Origin of the sequence: Candidatus Poriferisodalis sp. (assembly GCF_965219595.1) — a bacterium.
GTDB lineage: Bacteria > Actinomycetota > Acidimicrobiia > Acidimicrobiales > Poriferisodalaceae > Poriferisodalis.
In genome coordinates, this window is sequence record NZ_OZ244781.1 from 2,151,590 (window position 1) to 2,176,875 (window position 25,286).

Here is a 25,286-nt window from a genome sequence, read left to right on the forward strand (position 1 = left end):
CGACCGGGCCGCGCCTCCTTGGCCCGTTCGCGAATCTGACCGGGACAGCCGGATGGAGCCTCCGAAGGATCTCGAGCAGCTCCACGAAGATGTGAAGCAGCGGCTCGCGGTAGCGGGGCACCGCTACACCGACGGACGGCGCGCCCTCGTCACGGTGCTGGCGTCGGCGCAACGGCCGCTCACGCTGCGCGACATCGTGTCAACCGTTCCCGAGGTGCCCCAGAGCTCGGCATATCGCAACCTCGAAGCGCTTCGCGAGGGCGGCATCGTGGTTCGCATCAGTGCGGGCGGCGACCGTGCGCATTTCGAGCTCACCGAAGCGCTGCTCGGCCATCACCATCACCTGATCTGCGTGTCGTGCGGGACGATCGAGGACATGCGCATCGACGGCGAGCTCGAGGCCGAGGTGGATCGGGCACTGACCGGGGCCGCGGGCGCAGCGGGCTTCACGCCCCTGCGCCACAGCCTCGATCTCTACGGCGAGTGCTCCGACTGTGGCGAGGTCGCCTAGCGCCGCAGCCGGTGCGCCGAGCTCAGGAGCGGGCCTGCTCGTCGGTCACGATGGGCGGCTCGGTCGACCAGGGGAAATTGATCCACAGGTCGGTGCGGCGCCATACCCAGTCGCAGTTGACCGTCGACCACGGCTTCTCGTACAGCACCGCGGTGCGGACGCTGCGCACCCGCGGCAGGCAGAAGTCGTAGACCAGCTTGAGCGTGTGGCCGGTGTCGGCGACGTCGTCGGCGATGAGAATGTCGGAGTCGCGGTGGTCGATGAGGTCGGGCGTGGGCGGCAGCATGATCGGCACTTCGAGGCGCTCGTCGACGCCGGTGTAGTACTCGCAGTTCATGACGTAGATGTTCTTGACTGACAGGGCGTAGCCCAGCGAGCCGGCGCAGAACAGCCCGCCCCGGGCGATCGCCAGGATCATGTGGGGCCGGTAGCCGTCGTCGGCGATCATCTGCGCCAGCTCCCGTACGGCGACGCCGTAGCGCTGCCAGTCCATCACCTCCCGTTCCTCAGCGTCGGTTGCCTCGCTCACCCGTCCTCCCAGCACGCCTCAGGCCGGCCTCAGCCTGCCTCGCCCCGAACCTAGGCGCGCGCAACCTCGTGCATCCATATTTTCGGTCCCCTCTCCACCCGGTTGAAGTCTCCATTCGGACGTCTCATCGACAATGGGCGTCACACCCCGTTGCGAAATTGAGGTCGCTGCTATGGGAAGTGGAAATGCCTGATATGGACGCCGGATCCGAATTGACCGAGATCGATGCCAGAAGTCGCGCAACGGCCTCGTCAAGAGCAGCGAGCGATGTTGCCGATTTCGACACTTGGTGGGGTGACGTCGACATCATCAACAAGGAGACTGGCGCCAACGAGTATCACTTCGGGCCCGTCGCCTATGTCCAATTCGTCGACGGATCCAGCCACCGGTTCCAAGCGCTGACAGTCGCCAGGCTCAACGCACAACTCATCCATCTCGGCATTCAGGTTGATTGTCCATCTGAACAGCTCAATCACGCGGGGTGCGTGTGCGAGATCTGCGGCTACGGTCGCTCCGGTGACCATCCCGGCATCGAGTAGCTCAGCTCGGTTGGACCCCATCCAGGGAGTGTTGGAGATTCTCGACCGCTCATCGAAGACGGGTACTAACAAGCTTGGTCTGTTGCTCACGCTGCTCGACTTGGCTCCGACACTCGACCGGGATGACCCGAGCATCACGCGGCCAACGATGGCCGAGCGCTACCTCGAGATTCACTGGGAGCATGCACGTCCGTACGCGGGGGCCGGTGGCGAACTCACGCTGCGTCAGAGTTCGGTCAGCAAACGGCGGAACGATGGCACGACGGCTGATGACACGACAGTCATGCAGGAGATCCACAGGCTGAGAAAGCTGCTCGCAGACCGGGGGTGCGGAAACCTCCGCGACAAGCCGCTGGACGTCGTCAGGCACAGTGCTGAAGGTTCTCCATGGCAACAAGAGTGGGCAGAGGAGTTTGAGACGGCGCTCGTCAAGGTTCGGGCGACCTTACTGAAGAACCCTGTAGACAAACTTCAAAATCTGCCGGGTGATCCCGAACCATTTCTGTACAACGTGACGCTGGACGAGTCCGGGCTCACGCTGCTTCCCGGTGTCGCGGAGAGTCTCACCAGATTCGCAGGTGTGCTCCGTCCCTTGGTCGAGTTCAGATTCGCCCAGACGGTCGCAAGGATCAACCGCATTACGCAGCCAGTTGACGATGTCTATTCTCACCTTTTTGGCCGCGACCGGATCATGCCGCCTTCGAGCATGCGTCGGCGTCTGGTTCAGTTGCAGGGCGGGCGCTGCATCTTCAGCGGTGATTCGCTGCCTACATCTGGCGGTTCGCTAGATCACGTCTTGCCGTGGTCGCGGGTACATCTGTCTCAAATCGAGAATTTCCTCATGACGACTTCGAGCGTCAACAGCAAGAAGAGGGACTCCTTACTGGCACCCGCTGCGCTTGAGCGATGGCTTGATCACGTCCACACCAAATCAGACGAGATTCGACAATGCGCAGATGACCACAGCTGGCCAACAGGCATTGACAGCGTGCGGCGAGTTGCATCGCGGATCTATGAGGTTCTTGATACGTCGACTGGAGTCTGGGACTACGAGCACGGCATTCGACCGCTGGGGCCTGAAGGCAAGGGCGAGGTGCTCGCACTGCTCCGGTAGAGCCACGCCGTCGACACGGCCCCGCACTAGCGGACTACGCCGACAGCGTGACCGGTGGTGGGTACTGTTGCGCCGTCACGCTCGATCTGGTTGTTGCCGGAGGTGGGGTGGCACGACCAGAGCGAGGGAATCATGGAACTTGGCGAGGCAGCACTGACGTCGATGACGACGCGGTACTTCACGAAGGATCCGGTGTCGGACGCGACGCTGGAGCAGGCGTTCGACTACGCCCGGCATGCGCCGCAGGGTGGCAACCGCCAGCCGGTGCGGTTCATCGTGGTGCGCGACGAGGCAAAGAAGCAGCAGCTGCAGGAGTGGTACCTCGAGCCGTGGAAGGCCTACCTGGGCATGGCTCGCAGCGGCGACATCGAGATTGTCGGCGACAAGGCCAAGCGGCTGCTCGACAGCGCCGACTACTTCGCTGAGCACTTCGCCGAGGTGCCTGTGATCGTGGTGGCCTGCGGCTACATCGACGGCGTCCATCCCACCGACACCGAGCTGGGCCGGCTCAGCGTTGTAGGCGGCGGTTCGATCTACCCCGCCGTGCAGAACTTCCTGCTCGGCTGCCGCGAGGCCGGCCTGGGCACTGCGCTCACCACCCTGCTGTGCATGTACGAGCCACAGGTCGCCGAGATGCTGGACATTCCCGAGGGCGTGGCCACTGCGGCCCACATCGCGGTCGGATACCGGTCGACGCCGTTTCCGCGCAAGCTCGACCGGCTGCCGCTGTCGGAGATCGTCTTCGACGAAACCTGGGGCAACGCCACCTACTAGCTGCCATGACTGAGCCGGGCGATTCGGCGGCGGCCGGTCCGACTGTCGAGCACGCCGGCCTACGGGCAGCGGCCGAGGCGCTTCGGGCGGACGGCCTCTCCGCTGACGAGGCGTTGCTTGTTGCGGCACGGCGGCTGGCTGCGACCGATCCTGAAGTGAGGGCGTTCGCTCGGGAGCGCTTCGCAGGAATGTGGGACGAGCCCGAGCCAGCATCGACGGATGCCGATGCCGCGGCGGATGCTGGCGAGCGCGGTGCCGAGCGGCGCGGGTTCTGGATCATGGCCGCGTTCGCGGTCGCAGCAGCGATTGCGGTGCGGCTGCCCGAGGCATTCGGATTCAACCTGACCGACTCCGACGACGCCAGCTTCTATGCGCGCAACTTCAGCTTGCTCGTGCTGCCGGCGCTGGCGGGCTGGTTCGTGTGGCTGAAGCGGCCGCCCTCGTGGGTGACGGCCGTGATCGGCGCTGTCGTCGCCGCCTCGGCGGCGGTCATCAACGCTTACCCGTTCGACGATGACAGCTCCACGTTCGTGCTCGCCGCGCTGCACCTGCCGGTGCTGCTGTGGCTGGTCATCGGCCTCGCTCGGACCGGAGAGCGCTGGAGGCTGGCCGGCCCGCGCATGGACTACGTGCGCTTCACAGGCGAGTGGATTGTGTACGGCGTGCTGATCGCGCTGGCGGGCGCGGTGTTCAGCGCCCTCACCGTCGGCGCCTTCGTGGCCCTCGACATCGACACGAGATGGATGACCGAGTGGGTGATGGTGGCCGGGTCGGCCGGCGCCGTTGTTGTCACCGCCTGGCTCGTCGAATTCTGGGCGGGTGCCGTCTCGAGATTCGCCTCGATGCTGGCGTACATCTTCACGCCCCTGTTCGCAGCGATGCTGGTTGTCTTTCTCGTGGCGGTGCCGGCGACGGGCCGGAGCATCGAGGCCGACCGAGAGGCGCTCATCCTGTTCAACGTATTGCTGGGTTTCGTGGTCGGTTTGCTGCTGTTCTGCGGTGCCGCGAGGCGCTCAGGCGATCGGCCGGGATTCTTCGATGGCGCTGCCGCGCTGCTCGCCGCTGCGGGGCTGCTCACCAGTGTCTTGACGCTGGTTGCCGTCGTCGGGCGCATCGCGGACTTCGGCTGGAGCCCGAATCGGGCGGCCATCGCAGGCATCAACGTCATCTTCCTGGTGAATCTGGGCGGGAGCGTGTGGCTGTATCTGGAGTTGTGGCGCCGGCGGCGCCCGTTCGGCGACATCGTTCGCTGGCAGACCGCCCACTTCGGCATCTACGCCGCCTGGGCCGCGCTCGTGGTCGTGGCCTTCCCGCCGATCTTCGGCTTCGCATGAGCCAAGCCCCGTTCGCGGCGGCTATCCGACCTGTCAGCACGTTCGCCGAGTTCTGCAGCGGCGAACGACTGGGGCCGCGCAAGCTCTAGCGTTCTCGGCTGACTGGGCCGGCTGGTCATGAGGCGCGCGAAGGCGCTGGAGGCGGGGAGCACGACATGGCGATGACTGACGAGCAGCGGCGTGAAGCGGCTGCAGCGCTGCTGCGTGCCGAGAACACCCGCGAGTGGATCGACCCGATCACCGACACCTACCCGGGCGCTGACAACGACGACGCGTATGCCATCGGCCAGTACGTCACCGACGCCAAGGTGGCAGCCGGCCGCGTCATCAAGGGGTACAAGGTCGGGCTCACGTCCAAGGCCATGCGCTCGACGTCGGGCGCCACCGAGCCCGACTACGGCACGCTGTTCGACAACTGGTTCCTCGACGAGGGCTCGATCGTGCCGGCGTCGATCCTCAACGTTCCGCTGGTGGAGATCGAGATCGTCTTCGTGCTGAAGTCCGACCTCGGCGGGCCCGACACCAACGCCATCGACGTGATGCGGGCAACCGACTTCATCCTTCCGGCCATCGAGGTGGTGGACCGGCGCTACAACCGGCGCAGCACCCAGGCGGGCGTGGCCGACAGCATCGCCGACGCCGCCTCATGCGGATTCATCATCGTGGGCGGCCGCCCCACCGAGCTCACCGACGTCGACATCCGCCACATCGGCGGTGCGCTGTATCTCAACGGCGACCTCGAAGAGTCCGGCACTGCCGCGGCCGTCATGGGCAACCCGCTCAACTCGGTGGCCTGGCTGGCCCGCAAGCTCCACGAGTTCGGCGTCACCATGTCGGCCGGCCATGCCATCCTGTCGGGCTCGTTCATCCGTGCCCGCACGATCCGCCCCGGCGATGCCATCGTCGCCGACTTCGGCCCCCTCGGCCAGATCAGCTTCGGGGTCGGAGACCCCGAAGAGTGACACAGCGGTGTGGGGTTGCCTGACGACGAGAACTGAGGCTTATCAAGCTCAGTCTTCGACGTAGGCCACGAAGGTGCAGGAGATCTGCACCGGTCCGCCGCCCTCCACCTTCATGTTGTGGCGAGCGGGGCGCGACTCGGGGTCGGGGAAACGCTCCAGCCACGGGCCGTTCAGCGCCGGGCGTGACGCAGCAGGATCGGCGACGTAGAACGTCATCTTCGCCATGTCGTCCCAGGTGGCGCCGGCGCCTTCGAGCATCTGGCCGACGTGCGTGAACAGGTTGTCGATCTGCTCTTCGAGGGTGTCGGGGACGTCGCGGCTGCCCGGATTCGTCGGCGGCGTGATGCTGGACACCACCAGCGGCCCGATCCGAGTGGCCGCCGGAATGGGGTTCGCGTGCTGGAAGCTCTCGATCTCGATCGACGTGCGCGCCATGTTGCCTGCTCCTGTGTGCTCGCTACCCGAACGTAGGCGTCTGCGGCGGTCGGGCTAGACGCCTTCGACGACCACCATCTGAAACTCGGCGGCACCCGCCCGGACGTCGCGAGCGTGGCGGTACTTCTCGGAGTCGTAGAAGTTCTTCGCCGAGTCCACATCGGGGAACTCCAGCACCACGATGCGGCGATTCTCGTCAGGACCTTCGAGGGTCACTGAATCGCCGCCGCGCACGATGAATTTCCCGCCGCTCTCGGCGACCGCGGCTGGCGACAGCGCCTTGTACTTCTCGTACTGATCCGGGTCGGTGACGTTGACCCGCGTGATGACGTACGCAGCCACGATGTTCCTCTCGTTGCAGGTATCGGACCGGCTACGAAACCGAGTTCATGATGGCGTCGCGGCCGTGCTTGAAGCCCGCCGTCTCGGCCGTGTGATTGAGCGCCAGCTCGGTTTCGAGCTCACCGGCGATGCGTGAATGCCACATCTTGCGCGGCTGGGACATGTCGAACGGCACGCCCTGGTGCATGAGCCGGCGGTTGTCCCAGATCACGGCCTCGCCCTCGGTCCACGCGTGCTGGTAAGTACGCGGTGGCTGGCAGGCCTCTCGATTGAGCCGATCCAGCAGTGCCACCGACTCGTCTGGATCCATGCCGATGATGTCGTGCGCATGCCGGCCGATCAGCAGATTGGGACGGCCGGTGTCGGGGTGGTACTTCACCATCGGCCGAACCGAGATGTCCATGTCGTGATAGCCGTACATGCCGTAGGTGCCGTCGTCCTTCTTCTTCGGCAGCAGACCGGCCCGGCCCTGGCTGTAGTAGAGCGAGTGGTGCGCCTCCAGCGTGTGCACCAGCTCACGGTCTTCATCTGACAGCACTTCGTATGCGGCCCGCATGTCGGCCCAGCCGGTGTCGGCCCCGTCTTCGGGCACCAGCTCGGCAGTGAACACCGCGCCCTTGGCCTGCAGCGGCATGTAGGTGCTGTCGTGGTGCCAGCCCCAGTTGCCTTTCAGCGACTTCACGAGGTCGTCGCCGGACTCGTGGTGCACCTTGCCGTCCTTGCCGACGTTCGAGATGGGTGCCGCGTTGAATTCCAAGTTGCCGAAGCGCAGGGCGAACGCGTCCTGCTCGTCGTTGGTCAGGAACTGACCCGAGAAGATCAGCAGCGCGTACTCGAGCCATGTCTCATGCAGGGCTTCGAAGGTGGCGTCGTCGATGGATCGGAGCTCGATGTCGTGCACCCACGCCCCGAAAGTGGCATCGAGCGGTTCGATATTCAGCGTGACAGCCGTCATGGCCGGATGGTAGCACCGGCTCCCAATTAGCTTCAGGGGCCGGCAAGCGGCTCAGGCACACCTGGACCGGGAGGGCAGCAATGAATGACGTGGCAGGAGGCAGCGGCTCTGCGGACAGCGGGACGCTGGTGGAGCGCGTCGAGACGCTGTCGTGCGACGCCGCCTGGCGTAACTACCACTTCTTGAAGATCACCACCGCCGACGGCGTGGTCGGCTGGGCCGAATACGACGAGGGGTTCGCCTCGCCCGGCCTCACGACGGCCATCGAGGCCCTTGCGCCGCTGGTAGTCGGTCGCTCGGTCTTCGACCACGAGCCCACCTACCAGAACCTGTTCGCCCGCACCCGCCAGGCCGCGAGCGGCATCATCGGCGAGGCCATCGGCGCCGTCGAGAATGCGCTGCTCGACGCCAAAGCCCGCACGCTCGGTGTGCCCTGCTACGACCTGCTCGGCGGCAAGGTGCGCGACCGCATCCGCGTGTACTGGTCGCACTGCGGCACCTGGCGCATCAACCTCGGGCACATCTACGGCAACCGCATCACCGATCTCGACGGTGTGCGGGCGCTCGGCGCCGAGGTCGCCAGCAAGGGCTTCACCGCCCTTAAGACCAACATCTTCCGCCAGACGCCCGACGGCCTGCGCGGCTGGCTGCCGGGCTTCGGCACACCGTTTGCGCCCGAGCTCAACGTGTCGCGCCAGCTCATCGACGAGATCCGGGCCACCCTGCAGGCGTTCCGAGACGGCGCCGGCGACGGCATGGACATTCTGCTGGACCTGAACTTCAACGCCCGAACCGAGGGGTACGCCCGCATCGTGCGCGAGCTGGCCGACTTCGGGATGTTCTGGATCGAGATCGACTCCGACCATCCCGATGCCATGGCGCACATCCGCTCGAGGGCCGGCTGCACGATCAGCGGGGGAGAGTCGCTGTTCGGCGTGCGCGAGCTGTATCCGTATCTGCAGGCCGGCTCGTTCGACGTACCCATCATCGACGGCATCTGGAACGGCTTCTGGCAGTCGTCCAAGATGGCCGCGATGGCCGACGGCATGGGCCATAGCGTCGCGCCGCACAACTTCTACGGTCACCTCGCCACCATGATGAATGCCCACTGGGCGGCGGCCACGCCGAACATCATCATCATGGAGACCGACATCGATCGGATCGCGTGGGACGACGAGATCGTGACCGTCGCACCCAACTACGTGGACGGCCACCTGGTGCTGGGCGACGCTCCCGGCTGGGGAACCGAGCCCGTCGAAGAGGCCCTCGCCGCACGCCCGCCGCGGCTCAGCGGCCTGCGCGATCGTCGTCCCCCGGCGGGCGATGACTGAGGACCTCGCTCCAGCGTCGAACCCCGCACCGCAGGTCGTCCAACTCCGGCTCAGTGAACGTGCAGCGCGCCTGGTGCCCAGCGCAGCCGGCGAGGCGGCGCCGCGCATCGATCGCGTCACGCCGCCGCGCACCGAGCACGCCGCATCGCAGCGCATCGAACGTGCGGCACCGGCGCGCCCGTCTCGGGCACCGGGCCCGCGTGCGCTCGACGACGCCGGGGAACGCGTCTCGAGTCGTGCCCGCTTGGCCCTCGCCACCGGATCGCTGGCGTTCGTGCTCGGCACGGTCAATGTCACAGTGACCAATGTCGCGTTCCCCGACATCGTGCGGGCCTTCCCCGGCGTGTCAGGCGCTGTGACGGGATGGATCGTGAGCGGCTACGCGCTCGCGTTCTCCTCCACGATCATCATCGGCGGTCGGCTCGCGGATCGCTACGGCCGACTGGTGGTGTTCCGCCTCGGCGTGCTCGGCCTCTTCGCGTCATCGATCGCCGCAGGGCTGGCACCTGGCATCGAGCTGCTCCTCATAGCCCGCGTCGTGCAGGGGCTGTGTGGGGCGCTGACCGTGCCGTCCTCGCTCGCGCTCGTGCTGCCGCAGTTTCCCGCGGCGCGCCAGGCCAGCGTCATCGGCGTTTGGGCCTCTGCGGGAATGGCGGCGTCGGGCATCGCGCCCGGCATGGCCGCCGGCATCCTCGAGATCGCCAGCTGGCGCTGGGTGTACCTGACGATTGCTCCTATAGCGGCGCTCGCATTTGTCGGTTCGATCTGGTTCTTGCACGAGACAGCCAAGCCGGATCGCAGCCGGCCGCTGGACTTGCTGGGCGTCGCCATGGGGACTACCGCGGTGTTCCTCGTCGTGCTGGCAACCCTGCAGGGACGCTTCTGGGGATGGGGAACGGTCGGCACGCTCTCGTGCTTCATCGGTGCCGCGGTGCTGCTGCCGCTGTTCCTGTGGCGCTCCGCCGGTCACGACGAGCCGCTCTTCGATCCGCGACTCTTTCGGGTTCGCAGCTTCGCCGTGGCCAACATGGCGGTGTCGTTGGCAATGATCGGCGCTTTCACGAGTTGGTTCCTGTGGCCGCAATATCTGGTGGGGGTCTGGGACTACAGCCTCTGGGCCGTCGGTCTGGCGTTCACCCCTGCCCCGATCATCTCGGCGGTCATGGCGGTGCTCGGCGGCCGCTGGGCCGACAAGCACGGGTTTCGGGGGATGATGGCCCTCGCATCGGCTGTCGCAACGGTCGGCCATCTGTGGCTGCTGTTCTTCTTGGACGAGAACGTGCGCTTCTGGTTTGCGTTCTTTCCCGCGACTGTGTTCTTCGGCCTGGGCATGGGCCTGCTCGCCAGCCACCTGAACTCCGCGGCACTCGTGGACATCAAGCCGGACGCCTTCGCGACAGCGAACGGCGTGCATCAATCGCTGCGCTACAGCGTCGGTGGCGTCGGCGTCGCCATAGCTATCGAGGTGCTAGGTGGCGCCCACGAGGTGCACCTCTACAACTGGCTGTGGTTGCTGCTCGGCGGCCTGCAAGCGCTGTGCATCCCACTCATGGGGCTTGCTTATCCCCGCAAGCACCTAGCTGCAGCCTGACGCCGGTGGTTGTGCTGGCTACAGCAGCTCGTAGACCTCGTAGGCCAGCTTGCCGTCGTCGAGCGAGCCGATGCCGATGGCCTGGATCTTGTTGAGCCAGTTGTACGGGCCCTCCATCGACGTCTGGAAGGTGGGCGCGGACCGCGGCGAGCCGTCGCCGTAGATCTTCCCCTGGTACTCCATCAGGATGTCGACCTCGTCGTCGGTGCGGATCGAGATGCGCACGTCGAGATGCATCGTGCCGTCGGCCGATCGGTACAGCCAGTCGCCTGACGGGCCCAAGATGGTGCCGTTGATGCGGTCGCCGGTGACCGTGCCGCCGTCGACTGAGGCGACCATCCGGGTGCCGGCAGGCCCGCCGCGGATGCGGGTGGCATTGGACAGGTCGGCATCGATGTCCATTCTGAACAGGTGCCGTACGGGCAGGGAGGTCTCTGACATCTGGGTACTCCTTGTTTTCTGAGACTTGGGGTTTTCTGAGACTTGGGCTCGTCGAGTTGGGGATTGCGAGCGACTACATCGTGAAGCGCAGGTTCCGGGCAGCGTGAGCGCCGAGTTCGGCATCGCCCGACCACGTCACCTGGCCTGCAGCGATCGGACCCTCAGGGTCGATCCTCCCGCAGGTGAGGTCCATGAACGCCATCGAGTCGCAGTGCAGCGTGACGGTCGGGTTCTCGACGTGGTCGACCTCGCGGGCCCGACCCTCCACCTGCACGTAGATGTCGCGCTCTACGGCGCCGGTGATGTCGAAGTGCATGGAAGCGCCGTCGGGAAGCCCCACCTTCTTGCCGGCGATGTAGCCGATCGACAGGTGTACCTCGTTGAGCGCCATCTCGGCGGCAGGGCCGCCGTTGTCGGTCGGCATTCCCAGCGGGGTGCGGCAGTCGCGCTCGTGCATCCAGTGATCGAATTCCCGGATCGCCATGAACCGGCCGTAGGTGCCGGGCCCGACCGGGGTGATCGACCCGCGGTCGAAGACCTCGTCGTCGAGCGCCTCGAGCTGTGCGGCACGCCCGTCCCACACCTCGGCGGCCAACGCCGTCAGCTCCGGCCCGCTCATCGCCATGGCCGCCGAGAAGAGGCCGGGAATCTCGCCGAACGGGGGCGGTGTCTCGACCGATTCGGGCAGCCAGCCCGACAGGCCTTGCTCGACGGACACCTGGTGTGCCAGCACGCCCTTGACGGTCCAGTCGGGGCAGTGCGACTGCACGTCCCACTGGTCGCCCGCGAGCGAGCCGTAGAGCTCCTTGGAGCTCGCCCAGCAGGTTTTGAGGTTGTCGATGATGAGTTGCGGCTGACTCATGGTGGCTGTCCTGTTCTGTCTTGTGGTCTCTGAATGGTGATCGTGGTGCCGGAAGCTGATCCGGCAGGGTTCAGCCGGTTTCGGCCCGGATGTGTTCGAGAATCTCACCCAGCCGGTCGATCATGGCTTCGACCGAGCGGGCACCGGCTTGGAAGATGGCGGTCACGTTCACCGAGGCCCAGTCGAATCCCAGCGCCGCGACCACTGCGGCCCGCTCGCCGATGGCATCCAGGTCTTTGTAGAAGCCCTTATCGGCGTCGGTGCGCGGCGGCGGGGCCAGCATCAGCTGCATGCCGATGGAGTCGGGGTCGCGACCGAAGTCGTCCTCGGCCCGGCGGCGTATCTCCGTCATGCATTCGAGCGCCCGTTCGTCGCTCACGCCCGACGCCATCCAGCCATCGCCCTTCTGGGCGGTGCGTCGCAGCGCGGCGCGGCTGTCGCCGCCGATCCACAGCGGGATGTCGGCGCCCTGGGGCGACACGGGCTCCATGCCCATGTCGTGGCTGTTGTAGTGCTCGCCGGAATACTCGATCCGCCCACCTGCCCAGTAGGTGCGCATGAGGTCGATGGCCTCGTCCATGCGCTTGCCCCGGGTGCCGAAGTCTTCCTCGAGGGCGTCGTACTCGGAGTCCTGCCAGCCCACGCCGATGCCAAGGCGCACCCGCCCGCCCGACAGCGTGTCCAGCGTGGAGATCTGCTTGGCCACCAGCACGGGCTGGCGCTGCGGCAGCACCAGCACCTCGGTCGACAGCGAGACTCGCTCGGTCACCGCTGCCACGTTTGCGAGCAGCATCAGCGCTTCGAGAATCGGCATGTTGGCGGGGTAGATCGTGAAGCGCCCCTCGCCCGGGTGGCCCATCACCACGTGGTCGAATGCGGCGATCTCGTCGTAGCCCTGATCCTCGATGGCCTTGGCCAGGTCGAGCACACGCTGGGGTCCTTCCCGGAACGCAATGGACGGGAAGTCGACGGCGATGTTCATGCGCGGACCCTCTCCTGCATCTACGTCGTGGGCAGGCGGACCCTAGCTGTCGCCGGCATCAGCAGTCTTCCGTCGGAGGTGTGCTCGGCGATCTCCAGCTCGACGATCCCCGTCCCGCAGTCGACGGACGTCACCGTGCCCGAGAACACCAGCTCCTCGCCCGGCAGGCCGCTGGCACGGTTCTGCCACGTGACACCCAACAGCCGGGCGGTCGGTCCCGCCCAGTCCGTCACGAACTGCGTGAGCCATGCGCCCTGCAGCGGACCGTGCACGATGATGTCGTCGTGCCCCTCGAAGCGGGCGTATTCGCGGTCGTAGTGGATCCGGTGCGGGTTGTGGCTGGCGGCGCTGTAGAGGAAGAGCTGCGCCTCGTCGGGGAATTTGTGCATGGCCGGCAGTTGCTGGCCGGCCTCGAGCGTCTCGAGGTGGGGTACTGCGGCGGAAGTGTCAGTGCTCATCGTGCGATGCCGATCATGCGGGAACGGGCGACCTCGTCGCCGAATTGGTTGACGAAGGTGGTCTCGCGCACCTGCTGGACGAACGGCCCCTTGCGGCCCTCCTTCTGGTCGACGGCCGCGAGCCGGACAGTGGCGGTGATCTCGTCGCCGACGCAGACGGGCTCGAGAAAGTCCCATTCCTCGCCGCCGAACATCACCCGGTCGACCAGCAGTCGGATCCGGGTGCCCTCGCGGTACAGGCCATCGGTGCGCAGGTCCGACGCCGTTCTCGGCTGCACCACTGCGTGGGTGACGTAGGTGGGCGGCGCCACCAGCGTCCGGTACCCGGCCGCCTGGGCTGCGACCTCATCGAAGTAGATGGGGTTCTCGTCGCCGACGGCGTATGCGTAGCGCTGCGCCTCCCGACGGTCGATGACGGTGGTGACCGGACCCGACAGCACCTCGCCGACTCGCTCCAGTGTCTCGGCCGGAATCAGCGACTCGCTCATGTTCCTGACACTACGTCGCTAGCGTCTGTGGCACAGCAGGAGGAAGCACCGTGGCGTTGTGGTCGAGGAAGCTGGAGATCCCGGACGCCGACGCCGCGTTGCCCGGCCGCAGCCAGACGATGCCGGTCGCTCCGGCGCACGTCGTGCTCGGAACGTCGATGACGCCGCCGTTCCCCGACGGCTTCAAGCAGGTCGTGGTCGGCATGGGCTGCTTCTGGGGAGTGGAGCGCATCTTCTGGCAGCTGCCCGGCGTGCACACGACGGCGGTGGGCTACGCGGGCGGCCACACGCCGAACCCCAGCTACGAAGAGGTGTGCTCGGGGCTGACCGGGCACAATGAAGTGGCCCTCGTGGTTTTCGATCCAGCGGTCACGAGCTTCGACGCCATGCTGAAGGCCTTCTGGGAGGGGCACGACCCCACCCAGGGCATGCGGCAGGGCAATGACATCGGCACGCAGTACCGATCGGGCATCTACGTATTCGACGAAGCCGACCTGGCAGCCGCGGAGGCCTCCCGCGACATGTTCCAGGGCGTGCTCGACGGCGCCGGACTCGGCCGCATCACCACCGAGATCTGCCTGGCCGGGCCCTTCTACTACGCCGAGGACTACCACCAGCAGTACTTGCACAAGATCCCGTGGGGCTACTGCGGCCTGGGCAGCACCGGCCAGACCTGCCCGGTCGGCGTCGTCATCGCTGACTGAGCTGCGCCCCCTCGGCGTGCCGCCAAATCAGGCGAAGGCGTCGGCGAACGCCGCCATCGTCTCGTCGGTCACGGCGCGCCGGTCGTCACCCCACGGCAGCGGCATCAGCACCGGGTGCTCCACGCCCGCGTCCACGTAGGCCCGTGTGAACTCGCCGATCTCAGCCGGCGTGCCGATGAAGTCGATCGACTGGATCATCTCGTTCGAGATGGCAGCGAGCGCGCCGTCGCGGTCCCGCTCGGACTGGCGGGCGCGGGCTTCGTCCACCTCGTCGCCGAAGCCGGCTGCGCGGAAGGCGTTGGCGTAGCCGTCGGCCATGACGTAGTTGAGCAAGTCGCGTTGCGCCGATCGGGCCGAGCGCTCCAGCTCACCGGCCGCGGCATGGACGTAGCAGATGATCTGCGCGTCGCCGCCCTTGCGGACCTCGGCCACCACGCTCGGGACGTGCGAGGCGGGCAGGTAGTTGAGCAGGACGCCGTCGGCCACCTCGCCCGCGAGCCGCAGCATCTGCGGATTGAGTGCTGCGAGCACGATCTTCGGTCGGCGCTCGCCCAGCCGCATCGCGAGGCGAAAGCGGCGCACCTGCCAGAAGTCGCCCTCGAAGGTCACCGATTCGCCGCTCAGGCACTCGCGCAGCAGCGCCACGTACTCGCGCATCATCGCGATGGGGCGCTCCGGCGGCGGTTCGCCGTGCTGGCGGAGGATGCCGGGTGCCGAGACGCCGAGCCCGACCAGCACGTCCCGGTCGTCACTCAGCGATTGCAGGGTGGCGGCCGTCATGGCCACCACTGTGGGGGCGCGCAGCTGGATGGGAATGATGCCGGTTGCCAGATCGAGGCCGGGCGCAGCGTGGGCGACGGCACCCAGGAGCGAGAAGGCATCGGTTCCGGTTGCCTCGACTGTCCAGATCGACGAGTATCCCTGTGCCTCGGCAGAACAGGCGATGTCGGTGACAGCGGCTGGCCCCAGCACCCCCAGGCTGCCGAAGGTCACGCCATAAGGAAGTGGTCCGTTCGCGCTCATGGCGGCGCACCGTACCCGCCGACCGTGCCGTTCGCCGGTGCTGTTGCGCGCGTTGGTGAGCAGTTATGTGACGTGTCAGTGAACTGACGGTGACCGGCGTCGGGTGCGAGATAGGGTGAGGTTCACAGCCAGCAACGCCGTCTGCACAGACGTCGGGAGCGGGGAGGAAACAGAGATGACCGAGACAACGGAACCGACTCGGACAGCTGAGCCCCGGATCATCTCCGACGCACTCGAGGTCATCGACAGTGCGTTGGGCGACTTCTTCAGCCGCGAACTGGTCTCGTCGGTCGAGGTCACCGATGTGCTGCTCGACGTGCGGACACTGCTGCGCCGGGGCGACGAAGCCACAGAGCTGCCCACGATCACCAAGGCCGATCAGGACGTCGCCCGAGCCTGAGTCACCGGCGCTGGCACCGCGCCTGAGCTCGGCTCAGCGCCGCATCAGCCGCGACGCCAAGCGCCCGATTGCCTCGCCGACGGCGGCGCCTGCAATGACATCGCTTGCGTGATGCAAGCGCACGTGGATGCGTGACACCGCCACGATGGCTGCCGCCAGGCGGTAGAGGGGCCCCAGTCGCGACCCGCGCGACAGCACGACCGCAGCACAGAATGCCGCCGAGGCGTGGCCGGAAGGAAAGCTGGACGTGATCGGCTGGCGGAGCCGGTGGCGGGTCGGATTCTCGGCGGCCGTGCCGGGCCTGCGCCGTGCGAACAGCCGCTTGACCCCCTGATTCACGATCAGCGACTCGAGCGCCATGAGAGCGCTGAAGCGCAGCGCGTCGGAGGCTTCCCGGCGCGGCCCCAGGGCTCGAATCGCACCCAGCACGTGCCAGATCTGGCTGAACTCGCCCAGGTCTGAGGCTCCGTACATCACCCGATCCATCAGCTTGCGGCCTCGCAGGAACTCCCACCACCGGTCGACGGCACTGTCGAAGCGAGCGATCTGCTGCGCTGCCGCCGACAGCGGATCGTGCGTCTCCGAGGCGTCGTCAGGCGCAGGGTCAGTCGGCGGCGATGCAGACATCATCCGGACCCCGAAAGCGTGATCGGCGGCGCGGTGGTGGTGGGCAGCAGCGGCGGGAGGACGGGGTCGGTGGCGGGAGCGATGGTGAGTGCGGGCCCGGCATCGGGGTCGGGTGGCGGCGGGATCAGAAGAATCTGGCCGACGAAGATCTTGGTGGGGTCGGCGATGTTGTTGACCCGCACCAGGTCGTTCAGGTGAATGCCGTACCGGTCGGCAATCTGGATCAGCGTGTCGCCGCGCACCACCGTGTACGGCGTCAGCACCGGGGGTTCGGTCGTGGTGGCCGGTGCCACCGTGGGCGCAGGAGCGGTTGTGGCGGATGCCTGGGTGCGAGACTCGCCCGGCAGCAGCGTGCACCCGATTGCCATGCCCGAAGCCGCGACAGCGATCACCACGGTCATTGCTCGCCGGCGCCGTGAGCAGGAGCAGTCACTGGCCTTCGTCACTGTGAGCTGTTGGCGCCGACCACGGTCGGCGGGATGACGAGCTGCTCCCCGATGCGGAGCAGCGTGTCTTCCTTGCCGTTCTCTTCCATGAGCGCTTGGACGGAGACGCCGAATCCGTTGGCGATCTTGCTGAGGGTGTCGCCCGGCTGCACCACGTAGATGCGACGCTGCGGAGGCGGCGCCGCGATGGTCGTGGTGGTGAGCTGCGGGCGCAGCGTCGTGAGCACGGGAAGGGTCGTCGGGATCGGCTCTGCCTCCGGCTCGGAGGCACAGGCGCCGCCTATCGCAGCCACGGCCACCAGTGCGGCAGCGAGCCGTCCAGCGCATGCGGCACCTGCCCCACGTCGTCGAGGCATGGCTCAGTCGGTTCGAACGGCCGCTGTGTGGAGCTGCCGGGGCCAGGCATCGGGATCGGGCCGGCTCGCGGCGCTGGCGGAGAGAAACGGCTGTGGCTCGTCGTCGGTCACGGTCAGCAGTTCGGCGCCGTCAGCGGTGACCAGCACCGTGTGTTCGAACTGCGCGGTGCGGCTGCGATCGGCCGTCATGGCAGTCCAGCCGTCAGGCCAGAGCTGGGCGCGTGGTGTGCCCGCCGTGATCATCGGCTCCACGGTGAAGGTCATGCCTTCGACCAGTTCGGTTCGCGCAGAGGGGTCGAAGTAGTGCGGGATGTTGGGCAGCCGGTGGAAGATCTGCCCGATGCCGTGACCGACGAACTCGCGCACCACGCCGTACCCCTCGGACTCTGCCCGAGCCTGGATGGCGCGTCCGATGTCGCACACTTGGGCTCCTGGCCGAACCGCAGCGATGCCGTGGTACATGGATTCGCGTGTGACCTCGACGAGCCGCTGCGACGTCTCGTCGACATCGCCCACCAAGAACGTCTCGGAGTGGTCACCGTGCACGCCGCCGACGTAGATCGTGACATCGCAGTTCACGATGTCGCCGTCGCGCAGCTGCCGGTCATCGGGGATGCCGTGACAGATGATCTCGTTGGCCGAGGTGCACAGCGACTTCGGGAAGCCGTTGTAGTTGAGCGGGCTCGGGTAGCCGCCTTCGGCAATGCATGCCTCGTGGCAGACCTCGTCGAGATGATCGCTGGTGACGCCCGGAGCGATCTCGGCGGCCACGGCCCTCAGCACGCGCCGCGCAGCCGAGCCTGCCGACCGCATGGCGTCGATCGTGGCGTGGTCGGAGGGCTCCACGCCGCTCGGGGCCGGCGAGGGCTTGCCGCTGAGCGCGTAGGGCGGCAACTCGATGTGCGCGGGCACCGCCCGGCGTGGCGAAACCAAGCCGGCAACTACTGGCTCGAAGCCAGAAGGCCTCATGCGCGCTGCTGGCACTCGACGCTTGCGCCTGCCCATCGTGGTCACGCTACCCGTGGGTCAGGGGTGCTCTGTGATCGTGCCGCCTGCCCAGCGCGCGATCAGTCGCCGAGCTCGCCGGGCACTTCGTCATTGTGCTCGCCGAGCTCGCCGAGCACTTCGTCATTGTGCTCGCCGAGCTTGGGAGCGCGGCGGTAGATACCCGGCGGCGTGGCGCTCATGCGAATCGGCGGCGCGATCTGGACGATCGGCCGGCCCACCGGTTGCTCCACCGCCACCAGCATGTCGCGGGCTGCGACATGGGGATCGGTGAACAGGTCGCCAGGGTGGTTGACCGGGCCGCACGGCACCTTGCCGCCGATGGCCGCGATGACCTCCGCATTGGTGAGCGTTGCGGCCCACTCGGTCAGTGCCGTGATGATCTCGTCGCGATGGTGGTAGCGCGCTCGCAAGGTGCGGGTCTCTTCAGCCCAGGCCCACTCGGGTCGGCCCATCGCAACCGCCAGCTCGCGCCAGTGGTTGTCGGTGGGGGCGCCGATGGCGATGGCCCCGTCGATGGTGTCGAAGATGTCGAACGGCACGATGTACTGGTTCTTGTTGCCGCTCGGTGGGGTGTCAGGCTGGCCCATCACGCTGTAGCGGGTGACCCCGACTTCGCTGAGCGCCATTACCGCGTCGACCATCGACACGTCCACGAACTGGCCCTCCCCCGTCCGCTGAGCATGGAAGAGCGCCGCCAGCACGCCCATGGCGCCAATAGTGCCGGGATAGGTGTCGCCGATGTAGGGACCCACGACGTGCCGATCGTCGGGACCGCTGCCAGTGGCCGAGACCATGCCAGACATCGCTTGGGCCACGACGTCGTACGCCGGCCAGTCCACGTACGGGCTCTCTCCCGAACGCGGGTCGCCGAAGCCGCGGATGGCGCCATAGACGAGCTTCGGGTTGCGCTCGTGGAGCACCTCCCAGCCCACTCCGAGCGCATCCATCACGCCGGCGCGCATGTTCTCGACGAGTGCATCGGCGGTGTCGACGAGCTGCAGGAATTGCTCCCGCTGATCGTCGTCGGTGAGGTCGAGCGCGATGCCTCGCTTGTTGCGGTTGTAGTTGGCGAAACCGGCGCCGAAGTTCCGCTCCGTGTCTTCGCGGGTGTACGGCGGCATCTTGCGTGCGAGCTCGCCCCGCGGCGGCTCCACTTTGATGACATCGGCGCCCAGGTCGGCCAGCATCATCGTCGACCACGGCCCGGCCAGCGCGTGAGTGCAGTCGATGATGCGGACACCTTGGAGCGGGCCCGAGTTCTGGGCAGCCATCGGGGCCGCCCGCTCGTGCGCAGTCAGGTGCTCTTCATCGGGTGGGTCCAGCAGTGCCATGTCGTCGCCCTTCTGAGGTTCTGATGTGGTGCCGTGGTCAGGCGAAGTTCGGGCGGCGCTTCTCGACGATGGCGGCGTGGCCCTCCCGCACATCGGCACCTGTGAAGCCCAGCATCTCCAGCGCGGCAGACGTGTCGAAGATGGGCCCTGCCATACGCATCCAGTTGTTGAGGCTGTACTTCGTCCAGCGGATGGCGCTCTGGCTGCCCCCCGCCAGTCTGCGGGCGACCGCAAAGGCCTCGTCGAGCACGGCATCGTCGTCGACCACCTTGCTGACGAGGCCCATGTCGTCGGCCTCCTCGCCCGTGATCGTGTCGCAGGTCAGCAGGTAGTACTTCGACTTGGCCATACCGCACAGGATCGGCCACACGATCGCGGCGTGATCCCCGGCGGCGACGCCGAGCTTGGTGTGCCCGTCCACGATCCGCGCGCTGCGCCCGGCGATGGAGATGTCGGCCATCAGCGCCGCCGCCAGACCGGCTCCGACGGCAACGCCCTCGATCGCCGAGACGATGATCTTGGAGCAGTTGATCATGTTGTAGACGATGTCTCGCGCCTCGCGCAGTGCCCGCTGGCGCGTCTCGAAGTCGTCCATGATCTCCTGGATCATGTCCAGGTCGCCGCCGGCGGAGAACGTGCCGTTGGCGCCCCGGATGACGGCCACCCGGGTGTCAGGATCGTCGTCGACTGCCCGCCAGACATCGGCCAGCGCCAGGTGCTTCGGCGCATCCACCGAATTCAGCCGACCTGGCGTGTCGATCACAATCTCGAGCACGCCGTCGTCGTCGGGACCGGTGATCTGCAGCGCGGAGAAGGGGGCGTAGCGGTCGTTCATGGCGCCCGAAGCTAGTTGTTCGGGGTGGCAGTCGCCGGGGCCTGTGAGCTGGGCGCGCTGAGCAACCGGTACGCCGATTCGATCTCGCCTGCTGGCGCAAAGATCCGCTCCCACGGGTGCAACAGCCGGTCGCGCCCATAGCGCGGGATCACGTGGATGTGGAAGTGAAACTGCGTTTGATCTGCAGCGGCGCCGTTGTTGTTGAGCAAGTTCACGCCCGCCGGCTGCAACCGCTCGCGCACCAGCCCGGCCACGCGCCGTGCAGCTTGCATGACGTGCGCAGCATCGTCATCGGTGAGCTCCCAGATGTCGGTCACGTGCCGGCGGGGAATGACGAGACAGTGACCGACGGTCATGGGCAGTCGATCCATGAAAGCCACGGCGTGATCGTCCTCGTAGATGCGCAGTGCCGGGATATCGCCTGCCACGATCGAACAGAACGTGCAGCCAGGCTTCCGGGCCGCAACGGGGTCAGCGTCGGGCGAGGAATTCGTCACGATTCGAGCATCCACTGCGGCTCAGTGGTACCGGAGCTCGACGTGGTCAACGACGTGATCGTGCCCCTTCGCGAGCACCAGGTCGGCTCGAGCCCGTGTCGGCAGGATGTTCTCCTGCAGGTTGACGAGGTTGATCGAGCGCCAGATTGTGCGAGCGACCGCGTCGGCGGCAGAAGGCGGCAGATCGGCGAACTGAGCGAAATAGGCGGACTGCTCGCGGAACACCGTCTTGCGCAGCTGCTGGAAACGCTCGACGTACCACTCCTCGAGGTCTTCGGCCTCGGCGTCGACGTAGATCGTGAAGTCAAAGAAGTCCGACACGAACGGCGTGCTCGACGGTGGTCCGGTCTGCAGCACATTCAGACCCTCAACGATGAGGATGTCGGGCTGGTTGATGAGCTGAACCTCATCGGTCACGTCGTACAGGCTGTGCGAGTAGACGGGCGCAGCGACATCGGGTTCGCCGCTCGAGATCCGCTGGAGGAAATCGCGCAGTTCGCCGCGGCGGTACGACTCGGGGAAGCCCTTGCGCCCGAGGATGCCGCGCGCGGTGAGCTCGGCATTCGGCAGCAGGAACCCGTCGGTCGTGACCAGATCCACTTCCGGGTGATCCGGCCACGAGGCCAAGACTGCTCGCAGGATGCGTGCCGTAGTGCTCTTGCCGGCCGAGACACTTCCGCCGATGCCGATCAGGTACGGGCGTGGCGGCAGCACCCTGCCGAAGAAGCCTTCGGTGGCGGCGCGAAGCTGGCGTTTAGCTGCGACACGCAGGTTCAACAGTCGCGACAGAGGCAGGTAGATGTCGCGCACCATGTCGAGCGTCACAGGCTCGACGAGGCCCGCCAGCGCCTCAAGCTCGGCTTCTGTCAATGACAGCGGCGTGGCGTCTCGCAGCTTCGCCCACTGCTCGCGGGTGAACCTGCAATGCCGGTCATCGATGCCCGGCTCGAGCCTTCTGTCGAAGGTAGCGGCGTCCGTCACCCACCTAGCTTGGCGAACTTAGGGCACTGACCGCAACCGGGTCGTACGCGCCTTGTGCCGACGCCATGCCCCGGTGCCAGCGACGAGGTGTCGCGACGGCAGCTCGCGGGTAGTCCTCGAACATCCAGCGGGCGAACTGCCGGCGGGTCCAACCGGACCAGTCGACCGCTCGAAGCGAGAGTTCGGCCAGACGCTCGTGCGCGAGGACGCGGCTGAGCCCGCGCGCCAGCCGGTGGTCCAGCGTGAACTCGGCTCGCGCTTCCCGCACGTAGCGGGCCGTCACGCTGTGCGGGGGGCCGCCGCGCGCTATCGCCGTCGCCGCCATCCGCCCCATCTGCAGGGCCTGGCCGATTCCCTCGCCGGTCAGCGGGTCGGCGGCCGCAGCGGCGTCGCCGCACAGCAGCGTGCGACCCTGCGCCAGCTCCAGTTCCCCCAGTCGCGCCGGTATCGGCCACGCGCGCGTCGGGCCGTCGGGTCGGTGAGGGCCGAGCACGCTCGCGATGTGACGACGCTCGGTGAGGCTCGCCCAGACTGCGGCGATCTCCTTGCCGTTGAGGGTGCCGGCACCGCCAGCGGAGTCGCGGCCGCGGTGGTTTCGGGGCACGCCGAAGCCGACATTCACGCGCCCGTCGTCCAAGGGGAATGACCAGGCGTAACCCGGCAGCAGGTCGGGCTCGAACCAGACCCACATGTCGCGGGAAGCAGGGTCGCTCGCGTGCAGGTAGCCGCGAAACGCATGCCAGTCGCCCCGGTAGCGATGTGGGCCGATGCCGAGTGCCTTGCGCACGGCGGAATACACGCCGTCAGCAGCCACCACGAATCGGGCTTTCACGACGCTGCCGTCGCTGAGCCGGACGGACGCCGAGCTCACCCGCTCGCCGGAGTCCTCGAATCCCTCGAATGCGATGCCGAGACGCACGTCAGCCTGTGCTGCGGCCGCGAGGTCGACGAGTCCCGCATCGAGTTCGGTGCGCCGGCACACGCTCGCAAACTGCCCGCGTCCTTCGGGGAGGGGCAGCCTCATGACGCGTCCTCGCGGCGTGCGCACGCACGCGGCTGCCACGGGCATCCACGAGTTCATCCGCTCCGGTTGCAGGCCGAGCGACTCGAGCTCGCGCAACGCCAGCGCTGTGAGGCCGTCGCCGCAGCACTTGTCCCGTCCCGGTGCCGCGCGATCGACGAGCATGACCCCGAGCCCCGCGCGCCGTGCCCACACAGCTGCGGATGCGCCCGCCGGGCCGGCACCGACGATCAGGACATCGACGATGGTCACCCGCTCATGACCTCTGGGGCTCGCCGGTTTCGGTGACCCCATCGCCGGTGCTGGCCTGCCCGCCTTCGGCGTCGTCGGGGCCGCCTTCCTCGCCCGTAGTGCCTGTTTCGCCGGCGTCGTCAGGCTCGGTCGGGTCGCCTTCGGCGTCGTCGGCGTCGCCTTCGCCGGATTCTGTCCCGTCGTCGGCCCTCACCGTGCTCAGATCGACACCGAGACAGGGATCGTCGGGATAGCGCGGCAATTCCGAGTCGCGCTCGCCCGGCTGTTCGACGCATTCGAGCGGCGGGCACTCCACGATCGAACCGTCTGCACGCTCGCTGCCGTCTTCGACTAGCTCTGGCTCAGTCCCGCCGGAAGCCTCCTCCGGCGCCTCGTCGCCGCTTGGGGGCTGAGCAGGTCCCAGCAGCGGATCCACGCACTGCCTCGGTACCGAACGCGAGCCGTCGCAGTCACGTCCCTCCTCGGGCCGGTAGCGGGCATGGAACGTGTCCGAATCGATGGTGCCATCCGAGAACACTCGAATCCGCTCCGTGCTGACCCGTCGGCAGAATTCCCGCATCTCCTCTTCGGGCTCGCCGATGGTCACCTGGACATTGCGCGTGGAGTACAGCTCGACGGTGATCGACGTGTCGGTGTAGGTCGGCCAGATGAGCAGGCCGTACGGCGTGGGATTGGTGAACCTCAGATCGGGTTTGGGGTACGAGATGGTGGGGTCCAACCCGAACGGGTAGCGGCTGAGGTACAGCGAATGCGTCTGGTACTCGTCGATGGTCATACCGGCCCGGATCAACGCATTGAAGATGGTGGTGGCGAACTGCGACACCCCGCCGCCGATGTCGTCGACCAGCACGCCCTTCTCGATGAAGCCGCCCTCGACGAAGCCCTTTTCTTCGGTTCGCCGGCCGACATGTCCGTTCAGCGAGAGGCTTTGGCCGGGCTCGACCACCGCGCCGCGCATCAGCTCCGCGAAACGGTGGATGTTCTCGACGCGTCCCTGGCAGCACGCGTGCTTCGTGGTGAAGGTGCCGACGAGCTCGATAATGCCCAGCGCCTCCAGGTGTGCCTGCTCCTCCCGGCTCACCGCCGGGCGCGACGGCAGCGCCAGCGGTCCTTCGATGCGCGCCAGCAGCGCTTCTTCGATCAGGGCGCTGACATCGTCCGCACAGCAGGCGACGCTGCCATCGCTCGCTACCACCGTCGGCACGCCGCTGACAACGGCCATGGCGCCGGTGGTGACGGGTGCCGATGCTGCGGCAAATGCTTCCTCGAGGTACGGCCCGACCTGCGCATGATCGAAAGCGATCTCCGGGGGTGTTGCCCCCGGGTCGAGCTGGAGCCAGCCGGCGATCGTTTCGATGGTGAGTTCGTGGGTTGCTTCGCTGAACACCACGAGGAGGCTGCGCCCGTAGTTCTGGTGTGCCGTGTTGACGGCCTGCTGCAACTCGGGCGTGTTGGCGATCGGCTCGCTCTGCGTCAGCTCTGCGGCGATCTCGATGCGGGTGAACGAGCGTGCAATGCCCTCGAGCACCTGGTCGACGATGGCATCTGCGTCGACGATCTGGCCGGGCAGGCCGAGGTCGACCGCCAGCGTGTCATTGACGACGACCACCGATGGGGGAGTCGCCGTGACGCCGAGGTCAGTGGCATTGGCCAGCACGGCTCGGGCCATCGACCGATCGACGAGATACCGCCGCTCGGCGAACTGGGGATCGGTCGACCACGCAACCCACGACTCAGCGTCTCCGCCGGTTTCTTCGGCATCGCCTGCTCGCAATTCCCGAACGGCCTCGAACGTGGCGTCTCGCTCCAGCGCAATGCCGAGGTCGGCCACCGTGAGCGTCTGCTCACCGGTATCAGTGCGCACGACGACAGGCGTGGCCGCCAGCTCCGCTGCGAGCGCGGCAATCCGCAAGTGCACGGTGTCGGGGCTCACTCGGGTCGGCGTGCCTGGAGCGGCCGTGGGAACGACGATTGGCGCACTGGTCGTCGTCGGCGCGGCCGACGTCGTCGGAGCAGTAGGCGGCGGCGCATCATCCGAGTTCCGGATCGCCAGCACAGCCGTCCCACCGATCGACGCGACCAGGATGGCGGCCGCCGTGATGATCGACCAGCGAGGGGCCCACGTCGGCCAGTGCACGAGGGTTGATCGTACGGGTC

General features: G+C 67.1%; 30 protein-coding genes. 10 read left to right on the forward strand and 20 right to left on the reverse strand.

The window, feature by feature from the left end; translation table 11 throughout:
• Positions 1-52 precede the first annotated feature (52 nt).
• A complete protein-coding gene (locus ACOQPE_RS09580) occupies positions 53-511 on the forward strand; it encodes a Fur family transcriptional regulator (protein WP_420608698.1) in 459 nt (152 codons plus the stop codon).
• A gap of 22 nt (positions 512-533) precedes the next feature.
• Here ACOQPE_RS09580 and ACOQPE_RS09585 read toward each other — a convergent pair whose 3' ends face one another.
• On the reverse strand, positions 534-1,004 hold the full coding sequence (locus ACOQPE_RS09585; RefSeq protein ID WP_420611379.1) for a phosphoribosyltransferase: 471 nt from the start codon (positions 1,002-1,004) through the stop codon (positions 534-536).
• A gap of 221 nt (positions 1,005-1,225) precedes the next feature.
• On the opposite strand from ACOQPE_RS09585, the gene ACOQPE_RS09590 reads away from it, so the two are divergent.
• From ACOQPE_RS09590 to ACOQPE_RS09610, 5 genes are all read left to right on the forward strand, one after another.
• Complete coding sequence (locus tag ACOQPE_RS09590) at positions 1,226-1,579, forward strand: hypothetical protein (protein ID WP_420608699.1); 354 nt, start codon at positions 1,226-1,228, stop codon at positions 1,577-1,579.
• Positions 1,580-1,610: 31 nt separating this feature from the next.
• Positions 1,611-2,693, forward strand: coding sequence for a hypothetical protein (locus tag ACOQPE_RS09595; protein ID WP_420608700.1), 1,083 nt, complete (start codon positions 1,611-1,613; stop codon positions 2,691-2,693).
• A gap of 132 nt (positions 2,694-2,825) precedes the next feature.
• Entirely contained in the window at positions 2,826-3,467 is a 642-nt protein-coding gene (locus ACOQPE_RS09600; RefSeq protein WP_419914856.1) for a nitroreductase family protein, read from the forward strand.
• Positions 3,468-3,472: 5 nt separating this feature from the next.
• Positions 3,473-4,801: a hypothetical protein gene (locus ACOQPE_RS09605; RefSeq protein ID WP_420608701.1), complete on the forward strand. Its 1,329-nt coding sequence runs from the start codon at positions 3,473-3,475 to the stop codon at positions 4,799-4,801.
• Between the two features lie 155 nt (positions 4,802-4,956).
• The gene (locus ACOQPE_RS09610) at positions 4,957-5,763 is read left to right on the forward strand and encodes a 2-keto-4-pentenoate hydratase (RefSeq protein WP_420608702.1); all 807 of its coding nucleotides are present in this window, start codon (positions 4,957-4,959) and stop codon (positions 5,761-5,763) included.
• 48 nt (positions 5,764-5,811) lie between these two features.
• Here ACOQPE_RS09610 and ACOQPE_RS09615 read toward each other — a convergent pair whose 3' ends face one another.
• From ACOQPE_RS09615 to ACOQPE_RS09625, 3 genes are read right to left on the reverse strand one after another with little or no spacing between them, the layout of a single operon-like run.
• The gene (locus ACOQPE_RS09615) at positions 5,812-6,198 is read right to left on the reverse strand and encodes a RidA family protein (protein WP_419854157.1); all 387 of its coding nucleotides are present in this window, start codon (positions 6,196-6,198) and stop codon (positions 5,812-5,814) included.
• A gap of 54 nt (positions 6,199-6,252) precedes the next feature.
• A complete protein-coding gene (locus ACOQPE_RS09620) occupies positions 6,253-6,540 on the reverse strand; it encodes a DUF1330 domain-containing protein (RefSeq protein WP_419854156.1) in 288 nt (95 codons plus the stop codon).
• Positions 6,541-6,571: 31 nt separating this feature from the next.
• The gene (locus tag ACOQPE_RS09625) at positions 6,572-7,495 is read right to left on the reverse strand and encodes a TauD/TfdA dioxygenase family protein (protein WP_420608703.1); all 924 of its coding nucleotides are present in this window, start codon (positions 7,493-7,495) and stop codon (positions 6,572-6,574) included.
• Between the two features lie 80 nt (positions 7,496-7,575).
• Between ACOQPE_RS09625 and ACOQPE_RS09630 the strand changes: the two genes are divergently transcribed.
• Both ACOQPE_RS09630 and ACOQPE_RS09635 read left to right on the forward strand, forming a co-directional pair.
• Positions 7,576-8,826: a mandelate racemase/muconate lactonizing enzyme family protein gene (locus ACOQPE_RS09630; RefSeq protein WP_420608704.1), complete on the forward strand. Its 1,251-nt coding sequence runs from the start codon at positions 7,576-7,578 to the stop codon at positions 8,824-8,826.
• Positions 8,819-10,417, forward strand: a complete 1,599-nt coding sequence (locus ACOQPE_RS09635; protein ID WP_420608705.1) for an MFS transporter — start codon at positions 8,819-8,821, stop codon at positions 10,415-10,417. Before ACOQPE_RS09630 ends, ACOQPE_RS09635 begins: the two co-directional genes overlap by 8 nt.
• Before the next feature lie 18 nt (positions 10,418-10,435).
• Here ACOQPE_RS09635 and ACOQPE_RS09640 read toward each other — a convergent pair whose 3' ends face one another.
• The 5 genes from ACOQPE_RS09640 to ACOQPE_RS09660 all read right to left on the reverse strand — a co-directional run bounded on the left by ACOQPE_RS09640 (position 10,436) and on the right by ACOQPE_RS09660 (position 13,648).
• Positions 10,436-10,858 carry a DUF3237 domain-containing protein gene (locus ACOQPE_RS09640; RefSeq protein WP_420608706.1) on the reverse strand — a complete coding sequence of 141 codons (423 nt, stop codon included), beginning with the start codon at positions 10,856-10,858 and terminating at the stop codon, positions 10,436-10,438.
• A gap of 73 nt (positions 10,859-10,931) precedes the next feature.
• Positions 10,932-11,720, reverse strand: a complete 789-nt coding sequence (locus ACOQPE_RS09645; RefSeq protein ID WP_420608707.1) for a maleylpyruvate isomerase family mycothiol-dependent enzyme — start codon at positions 11,718-11,720, stop codon at positions 10,932-10,934.
• Positions 11,721-11,790: 70 nt separating this feature from the next.
• Complete coding sequence (locus tag ACOQPE_RS09650) at positions 11,791-12,702, reverse strand: LLM class F420-dependent oxidoreductase (protein ID WP_420608708.1); 912 nt, start codon at positions 12,700-12,702, stop codon at positions 11,791-11,793.
• A 20-nt stretch (positions 12,703-12,722) separates the two neighbouring features.
• Entirely contained in the window at positions 12,723-13,160 is a 438-nt protein-coding gene (locus tag ACOQPE_RS09655) for a MaoC/PaaZ C-terminal domain-containing protein (RefSeq protein WP_420608709.1), read from the reverse strand.
• Positions 13,157-13,648, reverse strand: coding sequence for an FAS1-like dehydratase domain-containing protein (locus tag ACOQPE_RS09660; protein ID WP_420608710.1), 492 nt, complete (start codon positions 13,646-13,648; stop codon positions 13,157-13,159). The genes ACOQPE_RS09655 and ACOQPE_RS09660 overlap by 4 nt, the downstream gene beginning before the upstream one ends.
• A 50-nt stretch (positions 13,649-13,698) precedes the next feature.
• Here ACOQPE_RS09660 and msrA point away from each other — a divergent pair, with 50 nt between their 5' ends.
• Positions 13,699-14,352 (forward strand): peptide-methionine (S)-S-oxide reductase MsrA, encoded by a 654-nt coding sequence (gene msrA / locus ACOQPE_RS09665; RefSeq protein WP_420608711.1) that lies wholly within the window; start codon positions 13,699-13,701, stop codon positions 14,350-14,352.
• A gap of 27 nt (positions 14,353-14,379) precedes the next feature.
• On the opposite strand, the gene ACOQPE_RS09670 is transcribed toward msrA, so the two are convergent.
• Complete coding sequence (locus ACOQPE_RS09670) at positions 14,380-15,375, reverse strand: LLM class F420-dependent oxidoreductase (RefSeq protein ID WP_420608712.1); 996 nt, start codon at positions 15,373-15,375, stop codon at positions 14,380-14,382.
• A 175-nt stretch (positions 15,376-15,550) separates the two neighbouring features.
• On the opposite strand from ACOQPE_RS09670, the gene ACOQPE_RS09675 reads away from it, so the two are divergent.
• Positions 15,551-15,775, forward strand: coding sequence for a hypothetical protein (locus ACOQPE_RS09675; RefSeq protein ID WP_420608713.1), 225 nt, complete (start codon positions 15,551-15,553; stop codon positions 15,773-15,775).
• A gap of 33 nt (positions 15,776-15,808) precedes the next feature.
• On the opposite strand, the gene ACOQPE_RS09680 is transcribed toward ACOQPE_RS09675, so the two are convergent.
• The 10 genes from ACOQPE_RS09680 to ACOQPE_RS09725 form a co-directional block, all read right to left on the reverse strand.
• Positions 15,809-16,405, reverse strand: coding sequence for a phosphatase PAP2 family protein (locus ACOQPE_RS09680; protein ID WP_420608714.1), 597 nt, complete (start codon positions 16,403-16,405; stop codon positions 15,809-15,811).
• Positions 16,402-16,797: a LysM peptidoglycan-binding domain-containing protein gene (locus tag ACOQPE_RS09685; protein WP_420608715.1), complete on the reverse strand. Its 396-nt coding sequence runs from the start codon at positions 16,795-16,797 to the stop codon at positions 16,402-16,404. Before ACOQPE_RS09685 ends, ACOQPE_RS09680 begins: the two co-directional genes overlap by 4 nt.
• Positions 16,798-16,844: 47 nt before the next feature.
• Positions 16,845-17,141 (reverse strand): LysM peptidoglycan-binding domain-containing protein, encoded by a 297-nt coding sequence (locus ACOQPE_RS09690; protein ID WP_420608716.1) that lies wholly within the window; start codon positions 17,139-17,141, stop codon positions 16,845-16,847.
• Between the two features lie 66 nt (positions 17,142-17,207).
• Positions 17,208-18,173: a type I methionyl aminopeptidase gene (gene map, locus ACOQPE_RS09695; RefSeq protein WP_420608717.1), complete on the reverse strand. Its 966-nt coding sequence runs from the start codon at positions 18,171-18,173 to the stop codon at positions 17,208-17,210.
• A 98-nt stretch (positions 18,174-18,271) separates the two neighbouring features.
• Positions 18,272-19,543, reverse strand: coding sequence for a CaiB/BaiF CoA transferase family protein (locus tag ACOQPE_RS09700; protein WP_420608718.1), 1,272 nt, complete (start codon positions 19,541-19,543; stop codon positions 18,272-18,274).
• A 37-nt stretch (positions 19,544-19,580) separates the two neighbouring features.
• Positions 19,581-20,378 carry an enoyl-CoA hydratase/isomerase family protein gene (locus ACOQPE_RS09705; protein WP_420608719.1) on the reverse strand — a complete coding sequence of 266 codons (798 nt, stop codon included), beginning with the start codon at positions 20,376-20,378 and terminating at the stop codon, positions 19,581-19,583.
• A gap of 11 nt (positions 20,379-20,389) precedes the next feature.
• The gene (locus ACOQPE_RS09710; protein WP_420608720.1) at positions 20,390-20,875 is read right to left on the reverse strand and encodes an HIT family protein; all 486 of its coding nucleotides are present in this window, start codon (positions 20,873-20,875) and stop codon (positions 20,390-20,392) included.
• A 21-nt stretch (positions 20,876-20,896) separates the two neighbouring features.
• Positions 20,897-21,856, reverse strand: coding sequence for a type I pantothenate kinase (gene coaA, locus ACOQPE_RS09715; RefSeq protein WP_420608721.1), 960 nt, complete (start codon positions 21,854-21,856; stop codon positions 20,897-20,899).
• Positions 21,857-21,860: 4 nt separating this feature from the next.
• Positions 21,861-23,129, reverse strand: coding sequence for an NAD(P)/FAD-dependent oxidoreductase (locus ACOQPE_RS09720; RefSeq protein WP_420608722.1), 1,269 nt, complete (start codon positions 23,127-23,129; stop codon positions 21,861-21,863).
• A gap of 4 nt (positions 23,130-23,133) precedes the next feature.
• On the reverse strand, positions 23,134-25,266 hold the full coding sequence (locus tag ACOQPE_RS09725) for a VanW family protein (RefSeq protein WP_420608723.1): 2,133 nt from the start codon (positions 25,264-25,266) through the stop codon (positions 23,134-23,136).
• Positions 25,267-25,286 lie beyond the last annotated feature (20 nt).

Bases quoted from the DNA above. Each gene is read 5' to 3' on its own strand.
- ACOQPE_RS09680 (WP_420608714.1), bottom strand. From the start codon at position 16,405: ATGATGTCTGCATCGCCGCCGACTGACCCTGCGCCTGACGACGCCTCG.
- ACOQPE_RS09645 (WP_420608707.1), bottom strand. From the start codon at position 11,720: ATGAGTCAGCCGCAACTCATCATCGACAACCTCAAAACCTGCTGGGCG.
- ACOQPE_RS09670 (WP_420608712.1), bottom strand. From the start codon at position 15,375: ATGAGCGCGAACGGACCACTTCCTTATGGCGTGACCTTCGGCAGCCTG.
- ACOQPE_RS09615 (WP_419854157.1), bottom strand. From the start codon at position 6,198: ATGGCGCGCACGTCGATCGAGATCGAGAGCTTCCAGCACGCGAACCCC.
- ACOQPE_RS09610 (WP_420608702.1), top strand. From the start codon at position 4,957: ATGGCGATGACTGACGAGCAGCGGCGTGAAGCGGCTGCAGCGCTGCTG.
- map (WP_420608717.1), bottom strand. From the start codon at position 18,173: ATGAGGCCTTCTGGCTTCGAGCCAGTAGTTGCCGGCTTGGTTTCGCCA.
- ACOQPE_RS09625 (WP_420608703.1), bottom strand. From the start codon at position 7,495: ATGACGGCTGTCACGCTGAATATCGAACCGCTCGATGCCACTTTCGGG.
- ACOQPE_RS09635 (WP_420608705.1), top strand. From the start codon at position 8,819: ATGACTGAGGACCTCGCTCCAGCGTCGAACCCCGCACCGCAGGTCGTC.
- ACOQPE_RS09650 (WP_420608708.1), bottom strand. From the start codon at position 12,702: ATGAACATCGCCGTCGACTTCCCGTCCATTGCGTTCCGGGAAGGACCC.
- ACOQPE_RS09705 (WP_420608719.1), bottom strand. From the start codon at position 20,378: ATGAACGACCGCTACGCCCCCTTCTCCGCGCTGCAGATCACCGGTCCC.
- ACOQPE_RS09605 (WP_420608701.1), top strand. From the start codon at position 3,473: ATGACTGAGCCGGGCGATTCGGCGGCGGCCGGTCCGACTGTCGAGCAC.
- ACOQPE_RS09675 (WP_420608713.1), top strand. From the start codon at position 15,551: ATGACCGAGACAACGGAACCGACTCGGACAGCTGAGCCCCGGATCATC.
- ACOQPE_RS09590 (WP_420608699.1), top strand. From the start codon at position 1,226: ATGCCTGATATGGACGCCGGATCCGAATTGACCGAGATCGATGCCAGA.
- ACOQPE_RS09640 (WP_420608706.1), bottom strand. From the start codon at position 10,858: ATGTCAGAGACCTCCCTGCCCGTACGGCACCTGTTCAGAATGGACATC.
- ACOQPE_RS09700 (WP_420608718.1), bottom strand. From the start codon at position 19,543: ATGGCACTGCTGGACCCACCCGATGAAGAGCACCTGACTGCGCACGAG.
- ACOQPE_RS09655 (WP_420608709.1), bottom strand. From the start codon at position 13,160: ATGAGCACTGACACTTCCGCCGCAGTACCCCACCTCGAGACGCTCGAG.
- ACOQPE_RS09660 (WP_420608710.1), bottom strand. From the start codon at position 13,648: ATGAGCGAGTCGCTGATTCCGGCCGAGACACTGGAGCGAGTCGGCGAG.
- ACOQPE_RS09585 (WP_420611379.1), bottom strand. From the start codon at position 1,004: ATGGACTGGCAGCGCTACGGCGTCGCCGTACGGGAGCTGGCGCAGATG.
- ACOQPE_RS09630 (WP_420608704.1), top strand. From the start codon at position 7,576: ATGAATGACGTGGCAGGAGGCAGCGGCTCTGCGGACAGCGGGACGCTG.
- ACOQPE_RS09600 (WP_419914856.1), top strand. From the start codon at position 2,826: ATGGAACTTGGCGAGGCAGCACTGACGTCGATGACGACGCGGTACTTC.
- ACOQPE_RS09580 (WP_420608698.1), top strand. From the start codon at position 53: ATGGAGCCTCCGAAGGATCTCGAGCAGCTCCACGAAGATGTGAAGCAG.